The sequence below is a fragment of the Aquipuribacter hungaricus genome, assembly GCF_037860755.1.
Taxonomy (GTDB): domain Bacteria; phylum Actinomycetota; class Actinomycetes; order Actinomycetales; family JBBAYJ01; genus Aquipuribacter; species Aquipuribacter hungaricus.
The window spans coordinates 1-18,171 of record NZ_JBBEOI010000048.1 but is presented as its reverse complement, the minus strand read 5'-3'; the positions used below and the strand labels follow the sequence as shown (position 1 = coordinate 18,171).

At 74.7% G+C, this 18,171-nt stretch carries 18 protein-coding genes and 1 tRNA gene; 5 read left to right on the top strand and 14 right to left on the bottom strand.

From position 1 onward, the window contains the following. Window positions 1-129: 129 nt before the first annotated feature. Entirely contained in the window at window positions 130-600 is a 471-nt protein-coding gene (locus WCS02_RS07925; RefSeq protein WP_340291758.1) for a RidA family protein, read from the bottom strand. A gap of 238 nt (window positions 601-838) precedes the next feature. Then, window positions 839-997 (bottom strand): Sp36 family protein, encoded by a 159-nt coding sequence (locus tag WCS02_RS07920; RefSeq protein ID WP_340291754.1) that lies wholly within the window; start codon window positions 995-997, stop codon window positions 839-841. Between the two features lie 75 nt (window positions 998-1,072). On the opposite strand from WCS02_RS07920, the gene WCS02_RS07915 reads away from it, so the two are divergent. Further along, on the top strand, window positions 1,073-2,104 hold the full coding sequence (locus tag WCS02_RS07915; protein ID WP_340291752.1) for an ArsA-related P-loop ATPase: 1,032 nt from the start codon (window positions 1,073-1,075) through the stop codon (window positions 2,102-2,104). Beyond that, on the top strand, window positions 2,101-3,303 hold the full coding sequence (gene bagB / locus WCS02_RS07910) for an ArsA family ATPase (protein ID WP_376984107.1): 1,203 nt from the start codon (window positions 2,101-2,103) through the stop codon (window positions 3,301-3,303). The genes WCS02_RS07915 and bagB overlap by 4 nt, the downstream gene beginning before the upstream one ends. A 9-nt stretch (window positions 3,304-3,312) precedes the next feature. On the opposite strand, the gene WCS02_RS07905 is transcribed toward bagB, so the two are convergent. Then, complete coding sequence (locus WCS02_RS07905; RefSeq protein ID WP_340291750.1) at window positions 3,313-3,681, bottom strand: WhiB family transcriptional regulator; 369 nt, start codon at window positions 3,679-3,681, stop codon at window positions 3,313-3,315. 298 nt (window positions 3,682-3,979) lie between these two features. Here WCS02_RS07905 and WCS02_RS07900 point away from each other — a divergent pair, with 298 nt between their 5' ends. Then, window positions 3,980-6,418, top strand: a complete 2,439-nt coding sequence (locus tag WCS02_RS07900; protein WP_340291749.1) for a transglycosylase domain-containing protein — start codon at window positions 3,980-3,982, stop codon at window positions 6,416-6,418. 98 nt (window positions 6,419-6,516) lie between these two features. Then, window positions 6,517-6,593: transfer RNA gene (locus tag WCS02_RS07895), tRNA-Pro, on the top strand. 51 nt (window positions 6,594-6,644) lie between these two features. Here the strand turns inward: WCS02_RS07895 and cuyB are convergent. From cuyB to WCS02_RS07870, 5 genes are all read right to left on the bottom strand, one after another. After that, window positions 6,645-7,370: a cysteate racemase gene (cuyB, locus tag WCS02_RS07890; RefSeq protein WP_340291748.1), complete on the bottom strand. Its 726-nt coding sequence runs from the start codon at window positions 7,368-7,370 to the stop codon at window positions 6,645-6,647. Beyond that, window positions 7,367-8,632 carry a carboxylate--amine ligase gene (locus WCS02_RS07885; RefSeq protein WP_340291745.1) on the bottom strand — a complete coding sequence of 422 codons (1,266 nt, stop codon included), beginning with the start codon at window positions 8,630-8,632 and terminating at the stop codon, window positions 7,367-7,369. Before WCS02_RS07885 ends, cuyB begins: the two co-directional genes overlap by 4 nt. A gap of 91 nt (window positions 8,633-8,723) precedes the next feature. Further along, window positions 8,724-9,575, bottom strand: a complete 852-nt coding sequence (locus WCS02_RS07880) for an ATP-binding cassette domain-containing protein (protein WP_340291743.1) — start codon at window positions 9,573-9,575, stop codon at window positions 8,724-8,726. Then, window positions 9,572-10,603, bottom strand: a complete 1,032-nt coding sequence (locus WCS02_RS07875; RefSeq protein WP_340291741.1) for an ABC transporter permease — start codon at window positions 10,601-10,603, stop codon at window positions 9,572-9,574. Before WCS02_RS07875 ends, WCS02_RS07880 begins: the two co-directional genes overlap by 4 nt. A gap of 181 nt (window positions 10,604-10,784) precedes the next feature. Then, window positions 10,785-11,861, bottom strand: coding sequence for a sugar ABC transporter substrate-binding protein (locus WCS02_RS07870; protein WP_340291739.1), 1,077 nt, complete (start codon window positions 11,859-11,861; stop codon window positions 10,785-10,787). Window positions 11,862-12,042: 181 nt separating this feature from the next. Between WCS02_RS07870 and WCS02_RS07865 the strand changes: the two genes are divergently transcribed. Further along, on the top strand, window positions 12,043-13,170 hold the full coding sequence (locus WCS02_RS07865; RefSeq protein ID WP_340291737.1) for a LacI family DNA-binding transcriptional regulator: 1,128 nt from the start codon (window positions 12,043-12,045) through the stop codon (window positions 13,168-13,170). Here the strand turns inward: WCS02_RS07865 and WCS02_RS07860 are convergent. The 6 genes from WCS02_RS07860 to WCS02_RS07835 form a co-directional block, all read right to left on the bottom strand. Further along, on the bottom strand, window positions 13,148-14,104 hold the full coding sequence (locus WCS02_RS07860; protein ID WP_340291735.1) for a metallophosphoesterase: 957 nt from the start codon (window positions 14,102-14,104) through the stop codon (window positions 13,148-13,150). The genes WCS02_RS07865 and WCS02_RS07860 overlap by 23 nt on opposite strands. Then, a complete protein-coding gene (locus WCS02_RS07855) occupies window positions 14,101-15,198 on the bottom strand; it encodes an aspartate-semialdehyde dehydrogenase (protein ID WP_340291733.1) in 1,098 nt (365 codons plus the stop codon). Before WCS02_RS07855 ends, WCS02_RS07860 begins: the two co-directional genes overlap by 4 nt. Window position 15,199: 1 nt before the next feature. Next, a complete protein-coding gene (locus WCS02_RS07850) occupies window positions 15,200-16,468 on the bottom strand; it encodes an aspartate kinase (RefSeq protein ID WP_340291731.1) in 1,269 nt (422 codons plus the stop codon). A 149-nt stretch (window positions 16,469-16,617) separates the two neighbouring features. Next, window positions 16,618-17,280: a DUF5063 domain-containing protein gene (locus WCS02_RS07845; protein WP_340291729.1), complete on the bottom strand. Its 663-nt coding sequence runs from the start codon at window positions 17,278-17,280 to the stop codon at window positions 16,618-16,620. Next, the gene (gene recR / locus WCS02_RS07840; RefSeq protein ID WP_340291727.1) at window positions 17,273-17,872 is read right to left on the bottom strand and encodes a recombination mediator RecR; all 600 of its coding nucleotides are present in this window, start codon (window positions 17,870-17,872) and stop codon (window positions 17,273-17,275) included. The genes WCS02_RS07845 and recR overlap by 8 nt, the downstream gene beginning before the upstream one ends. Window positions 17,873-17,947: 75 nt before the next feature. Beyond that, a partial coding sequence (locus WCS02_RS07835; RefSeq protein ID WP_340291724.1) for a hypothetical protein occupies window positions 17,948-18,171 on the bottom strand: 224 nt, incomplete at its 5' end.

The following is an 18,171-nucleotide window of genomic DNA, read 5'->3' as shown; positions in this document are numbered from 1 at the left end:
CGGCCTGCCGCGGCACCGGCCCGGGGGGCGCCCCCGCGAGGAGCCACGCCCGCGCGGTGGCGTCGGCGGCCGCAGGGAGCGGCCAGGCCGTCGTCTCCGGGGCGGGCGCGTCGTCCGTCACCGAGGGCCTCAGCGGACCTCGACGACGATCTCCACCTCGACCGGGGCGCCGAGCGGCAGGGCGGCGACGCCGACCGCGGACCGGGCGTGCCGACCCGCCTCGCCGAACACCTGGCCGAGCAGCTCCGACGCCCCGTTGAGGACGACCGGCTGTCCCCCGAACCCGGGCGCGCTGGCGACGAACCCGGTCACCTTGACCACGCGCACGACGTCGTCGAGGTCGACCACCGAGGCCACCGCGGCGACCGCGTTGAGCGCGCAGCGGCGGGCCAGGGCGGCCGCCTCCGCCGGGGTGACGTCGACCGGCTGGTCACCGACGACCCCGGTCGTCGCGAGGACGCCGTCGACGAAGGGCAGCTGCCCCGAGGTGTAGACGTAGGAACCCGTGCGCACGGCCGGCACGTAGTCCGCGACGGGCGCGGGCACGGGCGGGAGCTCCAGCCCCAGCTGCGCGAGCCGCTCGCGGGGGGACCCGGACAGGACCGGGGCCCCGCCCTCGTCGGTCGTGCTGTCGGTCGTGCCGTCGGTCGTGCCCTGCTCGGCGGCCGTCTCGTCCTGGCCGCCCTGGGGGGCCGCGCCGCGGTCGTCCTCGACCGGGCGTGCGGTGCCCTCGTCCTGCTCCGTCACGGGGTGCTCCCTCTCCTGCGTCCGGGGCGCGGCGGGTGCCACGCCACCGTCGTGCGCCGCGACCGGGGCTGCCCCGGTCGCGGCAGCCGCCTCAGGCGCGAGGCCGCTTGAGGTACGCGACGAGGCCGCCCTGGCCACCGGGCCCCTCGATCACCTGCACGAGCTCCCAGCCGTCCTCGCCCCACTGGTCGAGGATCTGCTTGGTCGCGTGGACGATGAGCGGGACCGTCGCGTACTCCCAGGTCTGCATGCCCCGACCCTACTGGCGGCAGGGCCGCCCCCGCCCCGGCGTGCCCCCCACCAGGGCGGTGTCTACCGTGGGCCCGTGCCCGACCTCCTCGACCCCCGGGTCCGGCTCCACGTCGTCACCGGCAAGGGGGGCACGGGCAAGACGACCGTCGCCGGCGCGCTGGCCCTCGCCCTGGCCCGGCAGGGACGCCGCGTCCTGCTGTGCGAGGTCGAGGGGCGGCAGGGCCTGGCCCGGCTGTTCGACCGCGCGCCGCTCGGCTTCGAGCCGACCCCGCTGCTCCCGGTCGACGGCGGCGAGCTGCTGGGCTCGGCGATCGACGCCAAGGGCGCCCTGCTGGAGTACCTCGAGGTGTTCTACCGCCTCGGCCGCGCCGGGCGGACCCTCGAGCGGATCGGCGCCGTCGACTTCGCCACGACGATCGCCCCGGGACTGCGCGACGTGCTGCTCACCGGCAAGGTCTACGACGCGGTCCGCACCCGGCAGGGCGACCGCCGCGGGGACACCCCGTACCTGTACGACCACGTCGTCCTCGACGCGCCGCCGACCGGCCGGATCGGCAACTTCCTCAACGTCAACGCCGTCGGGGCGGGCCTGGCCCGGGTCGGTCCCATCAACGCGCAGGCCGAGTCCGTCATGGCGGTGCTGCGGTCGGAGACGACGGCGGTCCACGTCGTCACCCTGCTGGAGGACATGCCCGTGCAGGAGACCGCCGACGCCGTCGCCGAGCTGCGCCGCCTCGGCCTGCCCATGGGGCGGGTCGTCGTCAACCAGGTCCGCCCGCCGCTGCTGGACGAGGCGCTCACCGCCCGCGCGCTGGCCAGGGACGGGGACGGCAGCGGGGACGGCAGCGGGGACGGGGCATGGGACCTCGACGCCCTGGCCGCGGACCTGACGGCGCTGGGCGCCGGCGGGGACGACCCCCGGGCGCGGGCCGCCGGCCTGCTGGTCGAGACCCGGGAGCACGCGCTGCGGGTAGCCCGCGAGCGCGAGCTGCGCCAGGAGGTGGACGCGCTCGGCATCACGGTGGTCGAGCTGCCCCAGCTGGACGGCGGGCGCCACGGCCTCGACGACGGCGGCGTGCACGAGCTCGCCGGTGCGCTCGCGTGAGCCGCCGCGCCACGACCGACGGTCCTCCGCGCCTGGACGTCGACGCCATGCTCGACGACCCGTCACTGCGCGTGGTGGTCTGCTGCGGCTCCGGCGGGGTCGGCAAGACCACCGTGGCCGCGGCGCTGGCCCTGCGCGGCGCCGAGCGCGGCCGGCGGACGGTCGTGCTCACCATCGACCCCGCCCGCCGGCTGGCGCAGTCGCTCGGCCTGTCCGAGCTGGACAACACCCCCCGCCCCGTGGAGGGCGTCGTGGCCGGGGCGGGCGGCTCGCTCGACGCGATGATGCTGGACATGAAGCGGACCTTCGACGAGGTCGTGCAGACGCACGCGACCCCCGAGAAGGCCGCGCAGATGCTGGCCAACCCCTTCTACCAGGCGCTGTCGAGCTCCTTCGCGGGGACGCAGGAGTACATGGCGATGGAGAAGCTGGGCCAGCTGCGCGCCGTCCAGGACGCCGACGGCCGCGACCGCTGGGACCTCATCGTCGTCGACACCCCGCCGAGCCGGTCGGCGCTGGACTTCCTCGACGCGCCGGAGCGGCTGGGCTCGTTCCTCGACAGCCGGTTCCTGCGGCTGCTGCTCACGCCCGCCAAGGCCGGCGGCAAGGCCTACGCCCGGGTGCTGTCGACCATCGCCGGCGGCGTCACCGGCGTCATGACCAAGGTGCTCGGCGCGCAGGTGCTCACGGACGTGCAGACCTTCGTCGCCGCGTTCGACTCGATGTTCGGCGGGTTCCGCGAGCGGGCGCAGCGCACGTACGCGCTGCTGGCCGGCAAGGGCACGCGCTTCGTCGTGGTCGCCGCGCCGGAGCCGGACGCCGTGCGCGAGGCGGGGTTCTTCGTCGACCGGCTGCTGGCCGACCGGATGCCGCTGGGCGGGGTGGTGGTCAACCGGGCCACGCTCACGCCGGTACCGGACCTGGGCTCCGACGAGACCCGGGCCGCCGCGGAGCGAGCGGACACCGAGGGCGGCCACCGGGCCGGCACCGCAGAGGTGCTGTGGGTGCACGCGCGGCGTGCCGCGCGGGTGGAGGCCGAGAGCGAGGTCGTCTCACGGCTGGTGCGGGTCGACCCGCCCGTGCCGACCGTCGTCGTCCCGGCCCGCCCGCTGGACGTCACGGACCTGGACGCGCTGCGCGCGGTGGGCGACGACCTGGCCTCGGGCCCTGTCGTCACCCCCCGCGCGGGGGACCGCTAGGCGGTCCGGTCAGGACGCCTCGAGCTGCTGGGCGAGCACGGGCGCGGGGTGCACCTCGCGCTGGACCACGCGCGTGCGCGGCGCCGCACCGACGCGGCCGCCGCCCTCGTGGACGCTCTTGGCGTCCTCGAGGAGGGTGCGCCACGACGCCACCTGCGGGTGCTCGCGGAGGATCTGGCGACGCTCGCGCTCGGTCGTCCCGCCCCACACGCCGAACTCGGTGCGGGTGTCCAGCGCGTGCGCCAGGCACTCGCTGCGCACCGGGCACGCCTTGCAGACCTGCTTGGCCTGCTGCTGCGCGGCACCCTGGACGAACAGCGCGTCCGGGTCCTCGCCACGGCACGCCCCCTGGCTCGGCCACTCCTCGACCCACGGCATCTCTCGGCCCTCTTCCCCCCGCACCGGGGTCCCGCCCGGGTGCGGCATTGATCGCTCGTGTCGCTCTGTATCGAAACTAGGCAGCGCGCGTTACCCCCGACAGGTGCGAACGTCCCGACCTGCATGGTCCGTCCGGCCAGCGGGGCCTCGGCCGAACGGAGGATGCGCTGGCGCGCCCACCGTCCGTCCGCACCAGAGGTCGGCACGTACCCTGGCTGGCATGAGGTGGCGAGACCGAGCCGTGATACACGCTGCCCCGGCCGGAGCAGCGCCCGCACGACGGGCGTCCTCCGGCGGGGTGCTCCGACGGCTCCGGGAGGACGACTCCGGCAACGTCGCGACGGGGTTCCTGCGGGTGACGACCCTGCTGGCCGCCTTCGTGGCGGTGGCGCTGGTGGCCGGCGTGCTGGCGGCCGGGCTCGTGCTGCCCGCCGCCGCGGGCGCCGGGTACCTGACGCGCAGCGGGGCCGACTACTACGACGAGCTGCCGACCGAGCTCGAGATCCCGCCGGTCTCCCAGACCTCCGGGATGTACGCCGCGGACGGCAGCCTCATCGCCACGTTCTTCTCCGAGAACCGGACGAGCACCTCGCTCAACCGGATGGGCGAGTGGACCCCCAAGGCCATCGTCGCCATCGAGGACGAGCGCTTCTACAGCCACGGCGGCGTCGACGCCCGCGGCACCCTGCGGGCCCTGGGCAACAACGTCCTGGGCGGCTCTCAGCAGGGCGCCTCCACGCTCACCCAGCAGTACGTCAAGCAGGTCCAGCTGGAGTCCGCCGTGTACACCGGCGACCCGGAGAAGCTCCGCGAGGTCCAGGCCGAGATCGCCGCGGGCGGGCCGGTCGGCTACGGGCGCAAGCTGCGCGAGGCGCGGCTGGCGATCTCGCTGGAGGAGCAGTTCACCAAGGACGAGATCCTCGAGCGCTACCTGAACATTGCGAACTTCGGCAACGCCACGTACGGCATCCAGGCCGCCGCCCAGCGGTACTTCAGCGTCAACGCGGAGCAGCTGACCCTGCCCCAGGCCGCAGCGCTGGCCGGGATCGTCCAGGCCCCCACGCGCTGGGACCCGCTCGACAACCCCGAGGCGACCGTCGGGCGCCGCAACACCGTGCTCGGGTCGATGCTCCGGACCGGCGCGATCAACCAGCAGCAGTACGACGAGTCCGTCGCCGCCGAGCTGGGCCTGGTGCCCAACGAGACCCAGCGCGGCTGCCTCACCGCCGGCCAGCTCGCCTACTTCTGCGACTACGTGCAGCGCGTCATCCTGTCCGACCCCGCCTACGGCGAGACGGCCGAGCAGCGCGAGAACCTGCTGCTGCGCGGCGGGCTCCGCATCGAGACGACCATCCGGCCGGACCTGCAGGCCCGCGCCTGGGAGGCCGTGCGCAGCGAGGTCCCCGAGACCGACCGGGCCGGCGCCGCGATGTCCGTCGTCCAGCCGGGCACCGGGAACATCCTCGCCATGGCGCAGAACCGCCAGTACGGCGAGGAGCCGGGCAACCCCGCCCTGACGTTCACGAACTTCAACGTCGACAAGCGCTACAGCGGCGGCAGCGGGTTCCAGCCGGGCTCCAACATGAAGCCGATCGTCCTGGCGACGTGGCTGGAGCAGGGCAACTCGCTCAGCGCCCGCATCCCCGCCCCCGCGCAGCGGACCTTCCGCTTCCGCGACTTCACCCAGTGCGGCTCGCCCGTCCGCCGCGACAACGGCACCTTCGAGGTGAACAACTCCGGCGGTACGGCGCCCTCGCTGAGCGTGGCCGAGGCGTCGTTCCGCTCGAGCAACACCGCCTACGTCGAGATGACGAGCCAGCTCGACCTGTGCCAGATCCGCGACATGGCCACCCGCCTGGGCCTGCGCCCGTCCACCGACCCAGACGGCGAGATCGAGATGGTCCCGGTCATGGCGCTCGGCGTCAGCGCGGTCTCCCCGCTGTCGGTGGCCGGCGTCTACGCGACCTTCGCCGCCGACGGCGTCCACTGCACCCCGGTGGGCATCGCCCGGATCGTCGACCGCACCGGCGCCGACCTGCCGGTGCCGTCCGCGGACTGCAACCAGGCCATCGACCAGCAGGTCGCCCGCGGCGTCAACGAGGCGCTCCAGCAGACCCTCATCCGCGGCACCGCCGACGACACCGACTTCGACGGCGGCACCGCGGCCGGCAAGACGGGGACGACGAGCGCGTTCAAGGAGATCTGGTTCTCCGGCTACACCCCCGGAATCGCCAGCTCGGTGTGGGTCGGCGACCCGGGTGTCGACGGCGTGACGAAGTCGCTGACGACGTTCCCCATCAACGGCCGGCGGTACCGCCAGGTGTTCGGCTCGACGTTCGCGCTGCCGACCTGGGACGCGTTCATGAACCGCGCCGACGAGGTGTGGGACCTGCAGGCCGACGGCTTCCCCGAGCCCGACGAGGACGTCCGCCGCGGCCCGCAGTTCGCGCTGCCGAACGTCCGTGGCGACCAGCCGGACCGCGCGACGGCCGAGCTCGAGGAGCTCGGTCTCACCGTCGTCGTGTCGCCGGAGGGCCGGTTCTCCGACGAGATCCCCGCCGGCGCCGTGGCCGCGCAGAGCCCGTCGTCCGGCGCCCTGCAGCGCGACGGGAACAGCGTGACGCTGTACCTGTCGCAGGGTCCTGAGCCGGAGGCACCGCCCGAGCCCGTCGTCCCCGCCCCGGTCGAGACGCCCGCGCCGGCCCCCCCGCCGGCGGCCCCCGCACCGGCGCCCTGACCGGCGGGCCCGGTCCGGGGGCGGTCGGCCATCAGGGCCGCCCCCGACCGGTCGGCGGGACCTGACCGGTCCCCCGCTCGGCTACACTCGCCGACGTACGGGCTGTGGCGCAGCTTGGTAGCGCGCCTCGTTCGGGACGAGGAGGTCGTGGGTTCGAATCCCGCCAGCCCGACCACCCGGAGAGGGCCGACCCGCGAGGGTCGGCCCTCTCTGTCGTCCGGGGGGCTCAGGCGGCGGGGCGGGCGCCGGCGCGCAGCACCGTGGCCAGGGCGAGCGAGTCGACGGAGTCCACGACGACGTGGTCGGTGAGCCCCAGCAACTCGTCGTGCAGCACGGACAGCTCGGTGCAGGCCAGCAGCACGCACCCCGCCCCGGCGCCGACCAGCCGGTCGGCGACGGCGGCGAGCGCGCCGGCGTCCCCGGGCAGCCCCGCCTTGACCTGGTCGTAGATGACCGACATGACGGTGGCCTGGTCCTCGGCCCCGGGCACGACCGTCTCCAGCCCGGCCCGGGCGAGCTCGTCGTGGTAGGTCCGGGCGGCCACGGTGCCGTCGGTGGCCAGCACGCCGACCCGCTGCAGGCCCGGCACCCGGCGCACGGCGGCCTCGACGGTCGCCCGGACGATGCCGAGCACCGGGACGCCGGCGACCGCCTCGACCTGGGGCAGGAACGGCTCGGCGGTGTTGCACGGCAGCACGACCGCCCGGGCGCCCAGCCGCACGAGGTCCTGCGCGCAGGCGGCCATGACCGGCCCGGGGTCCTCGCTGCTGCGGCCGAGCAGGAACGCGGTCCGGTCGGGGATGCTCGCCCGCTGGTGGACGACGAGGTCGACGTGCTCCTGGTCGGTGGCGGCGTCGGTGAGCCGGACCACGCGGGCGAGGAAGTAGGCGGTCGCGAGCGGCCCCACCCCGCCGACCACGCCGACGAGCGTGCGGCCCTGCGGGGCGGTCACGGCCGGGGCAGGGCGTCCGGCGCCGACGTGCGCGCCCGTGCCGCGGTGACCGGGTAGTGGCGGGCGAACTTCCGGTACTGGTTGGCGTGGCTGGCCGCGAGGTACGCCAGCCGGCGGGGGTCCCGCTCGGCGGCGTACCAGAGCGGGTCGTGGACGCGACGGCCCCGGTAGGCGGCCTTCACGCGGTCGCGCAGCGGGCCCGGCGGCAGGTAGCGCAGCAGCAGGCCCTTGGGCAGCACCGTGAACAGGTGGTCGGGCACCGCGCGGTCCGGCGAGCCGGGCGGGAACGGGTCGAGGCCCTGCAGGTGCTCGCGCACGTAGGGCCCGACCGGGTCGACCTGGCCGGCGGCGAGGTAGTAGTTGCTGCGGCCGAGCCGGGGGTTGAGCTCGAAGAAGACCGAGCGCCCGTCGCGGGGGTCGAGCTTGAGGTCGAAGTTGGCCCAGCCGGTCCAGCCGACGTGCTCCAGCAGGCGGCGGGCGTGCTCGACGGACACCTCGTCGTGGTCGGTGAGGATCGCAGCCGGGTTGCCGATCGCGCTCGGCGCGTGCTCCTCGAGAAGCACGTGGCCGAACGAGGAGTAGCGCACCCGCGAGGAGCGGTCGGCGTAGGAGGTGAGGATCCGCATGCCGGAGTCGTCGCCCGGGATGAGGTCCTGCACGACGAAGGACTCGCGGTAGCCGGAGGCGCGGACCCGGGCGAGCAGGTCGACGAGGTCGGCGGGCGACGGCACGACGAAGCCCTTGCTCTTGCCGGGGAACGTCACGCGGGCGTAGGCCACCGTGCTCGCGGCCTTGGCGAAGACGGGGAAGCGGAGCGAGGAGGTGTCGGGGTCGGCGTCGACCGCGCAGTCCACGACCAGGGTGCGGGGGTGCGGGATGCCGAGCTCCTCGCAGAGCCGGCTGAACGAGGCCTTGTCGGTGAGCCGCTCCAGCAGGGGCCGCTCGACGTAGGGCACCGTGAGGTGGGCCCCGAGCCGGTCGCGCACCTGGACGAGCAGGGACACCAGCCGGTCGGCGCTGGCCAGCACCAGGGTCGGCAGCCCGTCATCGGGGGCGACGCGCGCCAGCACGTCGACGAGCACGTCCGGGTCGGTCATCCGGGGCTCGAGGACGTGGTCGAACACCTGCGACCGGGCCATGAGGCCGGTGGTGGTGGTCGAGACCAGGACGGCGCGGACGCCGTGGTTCTCGTGGAAGTGGCGGGCCAGGCTGTAGGCGCCGATGTCCCCGCCGAGCACCACCGCGCGGAACCCGCTGCCCACCCGTGCCTCCTCGTCCCGCTGCCGGGAGGCCGCCCCCCGGACGCGCAACCGTACCGCCGCGGCAGGGGGACGCGGCGGTACGGCCGGGCGGTCAGGACGCGTCGTGCTCCGGCGGGGGCAGCGCCCCGGTCATGATCGCGACGGTGTCCTGCATGGAGTGGCTCTGCGGCGTGACGACGCACGCGCGCCGGCCGAGCCGGTGGACGTGGATGCGGTCGGCGACCTCGAACACGTGGGGCATGTTGTGGCTGATGAGCACCACGGGCATCCCCTTGTCGCGGACGTCCTCGATGAGGCGCAGCACCCGGTTGGACTCCTTGACCCCGAGCGCGGCGGTCGGCTCGTCCATGATCACGACCCGGCTGCCGAAGGCGGCCGCCCGTGCCACGGCGACGGCCTGCCGCTGCCCGCCGGACAGCGTCTCGACGGCCTGCGACATGTTCTGCACGGTGAGCACGCCGAGGTCGTCCAGGTGCTTGGCCGCCTCCCGCCGCATCCCCTTGTGGTCGAGCTGGCGGAACACCGAGCCCATGACGCCCTTCTTGCGGCGCTCCCGGCCGAGGAACAGGTTGGAGGCGATGTCCAGCGACGGCGACACCGCGAGCGACTGGTGGACGATCTCGATGCCGGCCGTGCGCGCCTCGATCGGACCGGCGAAGCTCACCACCTTCCCGTCGAGGCGGATCTCGCCCTCGTCGGGCTGCACCGCCCCGGACAGGCACTTGACCAGGCTCGACTTGCCCGCGCCGTTGTCGCCGATGATGGCGAGGATCTCCCCGGCCCGGAGCGAGAAGTCGGCGCCGTCGACCGCGGTGACGCGGCCGTAGCGCTTGACGAGGCCGGTGGCCCCGAGCACCTCGGCGCGGTCGGCGGTGGGGTCGACGACGGTGACGGCGGCGGCCTCGGCGCGCTCTGCGGCGTCCGGGATGGCGTTGCGGCTCATGCGGGCTTCCTGATCCACTGGTCGATGGAGACGGCGACGATGACGAGGATGCCGACGGCGAAGTTCTGCCACAGGGCGTCGACCCCGACGAGGGTCAGGCCGTTGCGGAACACGCCGACGATGAGGGCGCCCACGAGGGTGCCGACGATGGCGCCGCGGCCGCCGAAGAGGCTGGTCCCGCCGAGCACGACCGCGGTGATGGAGTTGAGGTTGTCGTCGATGCCCGCCTGCGGGCTCGCCGCGGAGATGCGGCCGATGAGCACCCACGCGGCCAGGCCGTAGACCAGGCCGGCGACGGCGTAGACCGACAGGAGCATCCGGTCGACCCGGATCCCGGACAGCCGGGCGGCCTCCCGGTCGTCGCCGATGGCGTAGACGTGGCGCCCCCAGCCGGTCTGGCGCAGCGCGTACGCCAGCACGAGGCAGGTGAGCAGCAGCACGACGGAGCCCAGCGTGAACCGGGCGCCGAGCACGGGGAACGTCTCGCCCATGACCAGCAGCCACGGCGACATGTCCGAGCCGCGCACGGTCGCCGAGCCGGACAGCCACAGGTTGAGGGCGAAGAAGACGTTGAGCGAGCCCAGGGTGACGATGAACGGCGGCAGCTTGAGCCGGGTGACGAGGAAGCCGTTGACCAGCCCGCAGAAGAGGCCGGTCGCGAAGCCGGCCAGCAGGGCCACCGGGCCGGGCAGCCCCGCCTCGGCCGACAGCTTGGCCATGACGATCGAGCTCAGCACCATGATCGCGCCGACCGACAGGTCGATGCCGGCGGTGAGGATGATGAGCGTCTGCCCGAGGGCGAGCACGCCGACCACCGCCACCTGCTGGACGATGAGCGAGATGTTGGTCGGGTCGAGGAACCGGTCGCTGCCGACCGAGAAGACGACCACGGACAGCAGGAGGACGGCGGCGGGGCCGAGCACCGGGTTGGCGTGCAGGACCTCGCGGACCCGGCGCCTCAGCGGCTGCTTCTCTGGTGCGTCCGGCTCGCCCGGCGGTGCGGGCGGAGCCTCGTGGACTGCGGTCATGCGGGTGTCCTCCTCGTCGAGGCCGGGCGTGCGCGGCTGGTGCGGTGGGTGGTGCGGGGCCGGTGCGGGTGCCGGCCGGCGTCCTGAGGCGGACCGGGCGGACCGGGCGGACCGGGCGGACCGGGCGGAGCGGTGGCCGTGGGACGGGCGGGGCGGCCGCCCGCCCCACGGCGCGGGGGCATCAGCCCCAGCAGTTCTCCGAGCCCCAGGCGGAGTCCTCGGACTCGATGCCGTCGACGGCCTCGTCGGTGACGAGCGTGACGCCGGTGTCGACGAAGTCCAGGCCCTCGGTCGGCTCGGGCAGCGTGCCGTCCTCGGCGTACTTCGCGACGGCCTCGACGCCGAGCCCGGCCATGTCGAGCGGGAACTGCATCGAGGTGGCGCCGATGACGCCCGCGGCGACGTTGTCCACGCCGGGGCAGCCGCCGTCGATGGAGACGATGGTGACCTCGCCCTCGCGCCCGGCGGCCTTGAGGGCCTCGTAGGCGCCGGCGGCGGCGGGCTCGTTGATCGTGTAGACGAGGTTGATGTCCGGGTCCGCCTGGAGCAGGTTCTCCATCGCGGTGCGGCCGCCCTCCTCGGCGCCGTCGGTGACGTCGCTGCCGACGATGCGGGGGTCGTCCTCGTCGCCCATGGTCTCCGGGTCGGCGACGTCGATGCCGAAGCCGGTGAGGAAGCCCTGGTTGCGCTGCACGTCGACGCTGACGCCGTTGGCGTTGAGGTCGAGCGTGGCGATCTTCGCCTCCTCGCCCGAGGCCTCGAACTGGGCCGCGGCCCACTCGCCGACGAGCTCGCCGGCACGGAAGTTGTCGGTGGCGAACGTGGCGTCCGCGGCGTCCGGCGGCTCGAGCTGGGTGTCCAGGGCGATGACGAGGATGCCGGCGTCGCGGGCCTTCTCGATGCTCGGGACGATGGCCTCGGAGTCGTTCGGGGTGATGAGGATGCCGCTGGCGCCGGCGGCGATGAGGTTCTCGATCGCCTCGACCTGGCCCTCGTTGTCGCCGTCCTGGGCGCCGGCGTAGGCCTGCAGCTCCAGGCCGAGCTCCTCGGCCTTAGCCTCGGCACCCTCCTTCATCTTGACGAAGAACGGGTTGGTGTCGGTCTTCGTGACCAGGCCGACGATGACGTCGCCGTCGCCCCCGGCCGCCCCGCCGGTGCTGCCGCCGCCCGCCTCGGACGCGTCGTCACCGCACGCGGCGACGAGGAAGAGCCCTGCGGCGGCCATCACGGCCACGGTCGTCCTGCTGCTGCGTCGCATCGGGGGTCCTCCCTTGGACCTCGTCGTCGTCGCACCTGCGCGACAACGTTGTCTGAACCGTGCACCCCCGGAGGGCCTGCTGTCAACGGCCAGGGCAGGATCTGTACCTAGATCGGGACAACTGCCCTGCACCGCACCCCCCACGTGGACGACAACGATGTCGTCAGGGCACAGTGTCGCCATGTCGACGGAGACGGGCACGGCCGGCAACGGCACCGAGGGCGGGCCCGCGGCCGTCGAGCCGGCGAGCCGCCGGGCGCGCGGCCGCGCCACGATGAAGGACGTCGCCCGCCTGGCCGGGGTCGGGATCAAGACCGTCTCGCGCGTGGTGAACCGCGAGAGCGGCGTCTCCCCCGCGATGGCGGTCCGGGTCGAGGCAGCCGTCCGTGAGCTGGGCTACCGGCCCGACGCCGGGGCGAGCGCGCTGCGGCGGGCCGACGGCCGCACCTCGGCCATCGGCGTCGTCGTGGACGACGTGGCCAACCCGTTCTTCGCCGCGCTCCTGCGGGCGGTGGAGGAGGTGGCGGTGCGCCACGGCACGGTCGTGCTCGCGGGCAGCGCCGACGACGACGGCAGCCGCGAGCGCGAGGTGGCCCAGGCGTTCACCGACCGGCGCGTCGACGGCCTCATCGTCGCCCCGTCCGGCAGCGCCGTGGACGAGCTGGGGAGCGAGGTCGACCGCGGCCTGCCCGTGGTCGTCGTCGACCGGGCCGTGGAGGCACTCCGCGTGGACCAGGTGCTGTCGACCAACGAGCTCGGGGCCGCGGACGCGGTCAGCCACCTGGCGGCGCACGGGCACCGCCGCATCGCCTTCCTGGGCGACCGCACCTCCATCCCCACCGCCCGGGAGCGCCTGGCCGGCTACCGGCAGGCCCTGGCCGCCGCCGGCCTGCCCGTCGACGAGCGGCTGGTGGCCGCGGACCTGCACGGCGAGGCCAGCGCCGAGGGCGCCGCGCTCGCCCTGTTCACCGGCCTGCCGGACGGCACCTGGCCGACGGCCCTGTTCTGCGCGCAGAACCGCGTGACCATCGGGGTCGTCCGGGCGCTGCGCCGGCTGCGGCTGGAGGACCGGGTGGCCGTGGTGGGGTTCGACGACTTCCCCCTCGCGGACCTGCTCCAGCCCGGGGTCACGGTCGTGGCCCAGGACCCGACGCGGGTCGGCACCACCGCCGCCACCCTGCTGTTCGCCCGCATCGACGGCCGGGCGGAGGCACCGCGGACGGTGTGGGTCCCCACGACCCTGCTGCGGCGGGGCTCGGGCGAGATCCGCCCGGACGGGGCCGCCCTCAGCGCCGCGGCACGAGGGTGAGCAGCGTGGCCTCGGGGCGGCAGGCGAGGCGGACCGGCGTGTACGGGCTGGTCCCCAGGCCGGCGCTCACGTGCACCCACGACGACCGCGGGCCGGCGAAGCCGTCGGCGGGGCCGCCGTCGGACGCGGTGCCCGACCAGGCGAAGAGCCCCTTGGCGTAGGCGGTCGGCAGGTCGCAGTTGGTGACCAGGGCGCCGTAGCCGGGCACGCAGACCTGGCCGCCGTGGGTGTGGCCGGCGAGCACGAGGTCGGAGCCGTCGTCGGTCATCGCGTCGAGCACCCGGCGGTACGGGGCGTGGGCGACGCCCAGGCGCAGCGCACCCTCCTCGGCGTCGTGTCGCCCGCGCGGCTCCGGCGCCGGCATCCGGTCCCGGCGGATGTGGGGGTCGTCGACGCCGACCAGCCGGACCGGGCGCCCCGCGACGTCGAGCCGGCCGCGCGTGTTCGTGAGGTCGAGCCAGCCGGCCCCGGTGAGGGCGTCGACCAGGTCGCCCGTCGGCAGGAACACCACCGGACGGTCGACCTTGCTGGGGCCGCCGAAGTAGCGCAGCGGGTTGCGCGGCGTGGGGGCGTGGTAGTCGTTGGAGCCCAGCACGAAGGCGCCGGGGCGCTCGAGCAGGTCGCCGAGCGCCTCGACCACGGTGGGGATCGCGTCGCCGCCGGCGAGCATGTCACCGGTGACGACCGTGAGGTCGGGTTCCAGGGCGGCGAGCCCCTGCACCCAGTCCCGTTCGCGCGTGCTGCGCGGGGTGAGGTGGAGGTCGGACAGGTGGAGCACCCGCAGCGGGGCCTGGCCGGGCCCGAGGACCGGGACGTCGACGCGGCGCAGCACGGGGCTGCGCGCCTCGACGAGCGACCAGGCGAGCACCGCCGCACCGGGCAGGAGGGCGCCGCCGAGCAGGCGGCCCGCCCGGACGGCGGCGCTGCGGCTCACCCCTGGTCCCGCCCGGTCAGCTCGGCGGCGACGAGCTCGGCGATCTCGGCGGTGTTGAGCGCGGCACCCTTGCGCAGGTTGTCCCCGGACACGAACAGGTCGAGGGTCCGGGGGAAGTCCAGCGCCTGCCGGATGCGCCCGACGTAGGTCGGGTCCTGCCCGACGACGTCGGCCGGGGTCGGGTAGACGCCGGTGGCCGGGTCGTCCTGGACGACGACGGTCGGCGCCTGCTCCAGCTCGGCGCGGGCCTCGTCGGCCGTCAGCTCCTCGGCGAAGGTCGCGTGGACGGCCAGGGAGTGGGTGGTGACGACCGGGACGCGGACGCAGGTCGCGGACACCTTGAGGTCGGGGCTGCCGAGGATCTTGCGGGACTCGTTGCGGACCTTGAGCTCCTCGCTCGACCAGCCGTCGTCCTTGGGGCTGCCGGCGAAGGGCACGACGTTGAGGGCGAGCGGGGCGCCGAAGGGGAACCGGCCGTCGACGCCCTCGTCGAGCGCGTCGGCCACCGCCCGGCGGACGTCGCCGGAGGTCGTGCCCAGGGTCTCGTCGGCCGCGACGACGGCGAGCTCGGCCCGCAGCCGGTCGATGCCGGGCTTCCCCGCGCCCGAGGCCGCCTGGTAGCTGGCCACGACGAGCTCGGTGAGCCGCCAGCGACGGTGGAGCGCGCCGAGGGCGGCCATCATCGTCAGGGTCGTGCAGTTGGGGTTGGCGATGATCCCCTTGGGGCGGTCCGCGACGGCCTCGGGGTTGACCTCGGGCACGACGAGCGGGACGTCGGGGTCCATCCGGAACGCGCCGGAGTTGTCGACGACGACCGCGCCGCGGGCGGCCGCGACCGGCGCCCAGTCGGCGCTGATCTCGTCGGGGACGTCGAACATCGCCACGTCGACGCCGTCGAAGACGCCCGGGGCCAGGGCGCGGACCTCGACGCCCTCGCCGCGGACCTGCAGCACGGTGCCGGCCGAGCGCGCGGAGGCGACGAGCCGGATCTCGCCCCATACGTCGGGGCGGGTGGAGAGGATGTCGAGCATGACGGTGCCGACGGCGCCCGTCGCGCCGACGACCGCCAGGGTGGGCTTGCGCGTGCCTGCCATGTCAGCGTCCCGTCCCGCCGTACACGACGGCCTCGACCTGGTCGGCGTCCAGCTGGAACGCCGTGTGGACCGCGCGGACGGCCGTGTCGACCTTGTCCGCGTGGGTGACCACCGAGATGCGGATCTCGGAGGTGGAGATGACGTCGATGTTGACGCCGGCCTCGGCCAGCGCCGAGAAGAACGTCGCGCTCACGCCGGGGTGGCTGCGCATCCCGGCGCCGACCAGGGAGACCTTGCCGATCTGGTCGTCGTACTGCAGCCGCGCGAAGCCGATCGTGCCCTGCACCGCGGTGAGCGCCGTCATGGCGGTCGACCCGTCGGTCTTGGGCAGCGTGAAGGACACGTCGGTGAGGCCGGTCTGGGCGGCCGACACGTTCTGGACGATCATGTCGATGTTGACGCCGGCCCGGGCGACCTCGGTGAAGATCGCGGCGGCCTTGCCGGGCACGTCCGGGACGCCGACGACGGTGATCTTGGCCTCGCTGCGGTCGTGCGCGACGCCGGAGATGATGGCCTGCTCCATGCTGAGCTCCTCGATGCTGCCGGTGACGGTGGTGCCGGGGCGGTCGGAGAACGACGACCGGACGTGGATGGGGACGTCGTAGCGGCGCGCGTACTCCACGCAGCGCAGCATGAGGACCTTGGCCCCGCTGGCGGCCAGCTCGAGCATCTCCTCGTAGGTGACGGTGTCCAGCCGGGCGGCGGTCGAGACGATCCGCGGGTCGGCGGTGAAGACGCCGTCGACGTCGGTGTAGATCTCGCAGACGTCGGCGTGCAGCGCCGCGGCGAGCGCGACGGCGGTGGTGTCGGAGCCGCCCCGGCCGAGCGTGGTGATGTCCTTGGTGTCCTGGCTGACGCCCTGGAACCCGGCGACGATCGCGATGGCGCCCTCGTCGAGCGCCGTGCTGATCCGCCCCGGCGTGACGTCGATGATGCGCGCCCTGCCGTGGGTGGAGTCGGTGATGACGCCGGCCTGGGAGCCGGTGAAGCTGCGCGCCTCGTGGCCGAGGTTGGCGATCGCCATGGCGAGCACGGCCATGCTGATCCGCTCCCCCGCGGTGAGCAGCATGTCCAGCTCGCGACCGGGCGGGGTCGGGGTCACCTGCTCGGCGAGGTCGAGCAGCTCGTCGGTGGTGTCGCCCATCGCGGAGACGACGACGCACACCTTGTTGCCGGCCTGGACGGTCCTGACGATCCGCTGGGCGACGCGCTTGACCGCTGCGGCGTCGCTCACGCTGGAGCCGCCGTACTTCTGCACGACGATGCCCATGGGCGGTCCACCTCCACAGGGGGTCACGGGCGCCGGTCGCCCGCGTGCTCCCCCGCTGGCGGTGGAGGCGGCCGGAGTCTACCGAGACGCCGGGACGGCCCCCGCGACGGACCGCACCTCGGGCGCCCGGGCCGACCGGTGGTGCGAGCTCAGCGGGCGTGCAGCGCGTCGAACTCCGCCTCGGCCGCGACGTCGGCGTCCACGTCGAGCCGCGCGTGGGCCATGAGCGAGACCAGGGCGCGCTGGGCGGCGGTCCCCCGCTGCCCCCACGTCGCCAGGTAGGCGTACTGCCACCACCACAGCGCCTCGCCCACCCGGCCGGCCTCGAGGTGGCGCAGGCCGTGCGCGAGGTCCGCGGCGACACCGGTGACGTCGTCGGCGACGCTGCCCCACGCCACGTCGGTGCTGCCCTGCGGGTCGACGGTCTCGGTGTAGCCGTCCCCCTCGCCCATCGCGGCCACCAGGCTGAGCCGCAGCGGGTCCATGTCGACCTCGGGGCCCGCGTCGGGCTCGAACCGGTCGCTCGGGACGACGTCCTGCGTCGCGCCCAGCCGCGCACCGACCGCGAGCACCCGCGACAGGGCCAGGTGCAGCAGCGGGATCGCGGCGCCCTCCCCGTCCCCGGCGGCGACGTGCGTCACCGTGTCGAGGAAGGCCTGCACCTCGGCCGCCACCTCGACGGCCAGGGGGACGTCGCGCTGGACGTCCTCGCGCGCCTCGTCGGCCTGCCGCGCGCTGGTCCCCGCTGGGCCCGCCGTGCCCGTGCCTGCTGCGCCCGTCGTCCCCGTCGTCGTGCTCGTGTCCTCAGACATCGATGAGCCTCCGTCCCTCGAACGCCCTCCCGAGCGTCACCTCGTCCGCGTACTCGAGGTCCCCACCGACCGGGAGGCCGCTGGCCAGCCTGGTGACCCGCAGCCCCATCGGCCTCACGAGCCGGGCCAGGTACGTCGCCGTGGCCTCGCCCTCGAGGTTCGGGTCGGTGGCGAGGATGAGCTCGGTGACCTGGTCCGACGCCAGTCTGCCCATGAGCTGCCGGATGCGCAGTTCGTTGGGCCCGATGCCGTCGATGGGGCTGATGGCGCCGCCGAGCACGTGGTAGAGCCCGCGGAACTCGCGGGTCTTCTCGATCGCCACGACGTCCCGGGGCTCCTCGACGACGCAGATGACGCTGGGGTCCCGGCGGGGGTCGCGGCAGATCCGGCAGCGCTCCTCCTCGGACACGTTGCCGCACACGTCGCAGAAGCGGATCCGCGCCTTGACCTGCAGGAGGACCTCCGCCAGGCGCGTGACGTCCTCGCTGTCGGCCTGCAGCAGGTGGAACGCGATCCGCTGCGCCGACTTGGGCCCGACGCCGGGCAGGCGGCCGAGCTCCTCGATGAGGTCGGCTACCACTCCTTCGTACACGCCCTGACCCTACGTCCCCGGACCGTCACCAGCCCCACGCCGGGCGCGGCGCACCCGGGCGGGTGACGGACCGGGTCAGCCGTCGGTGCGGCGGTCCTCGATCACCTGGGCGCCGAGGAGGCGGGTGAGGACGTCCGCGCCGCCGGGGCCGGCGTCGGCGGACGGGTCGTCGCGGGAGACCGTGTCGTCGACGGGGGGCTCGGGCGGGATGGCCTCGACCCGGGGCCGGGTCCGGGCGGGCTCGGCCGGCTGCTCTGGGGCACGGCCCCGGCCTGCGCGGGTACCCGCTGCCGGGCGCG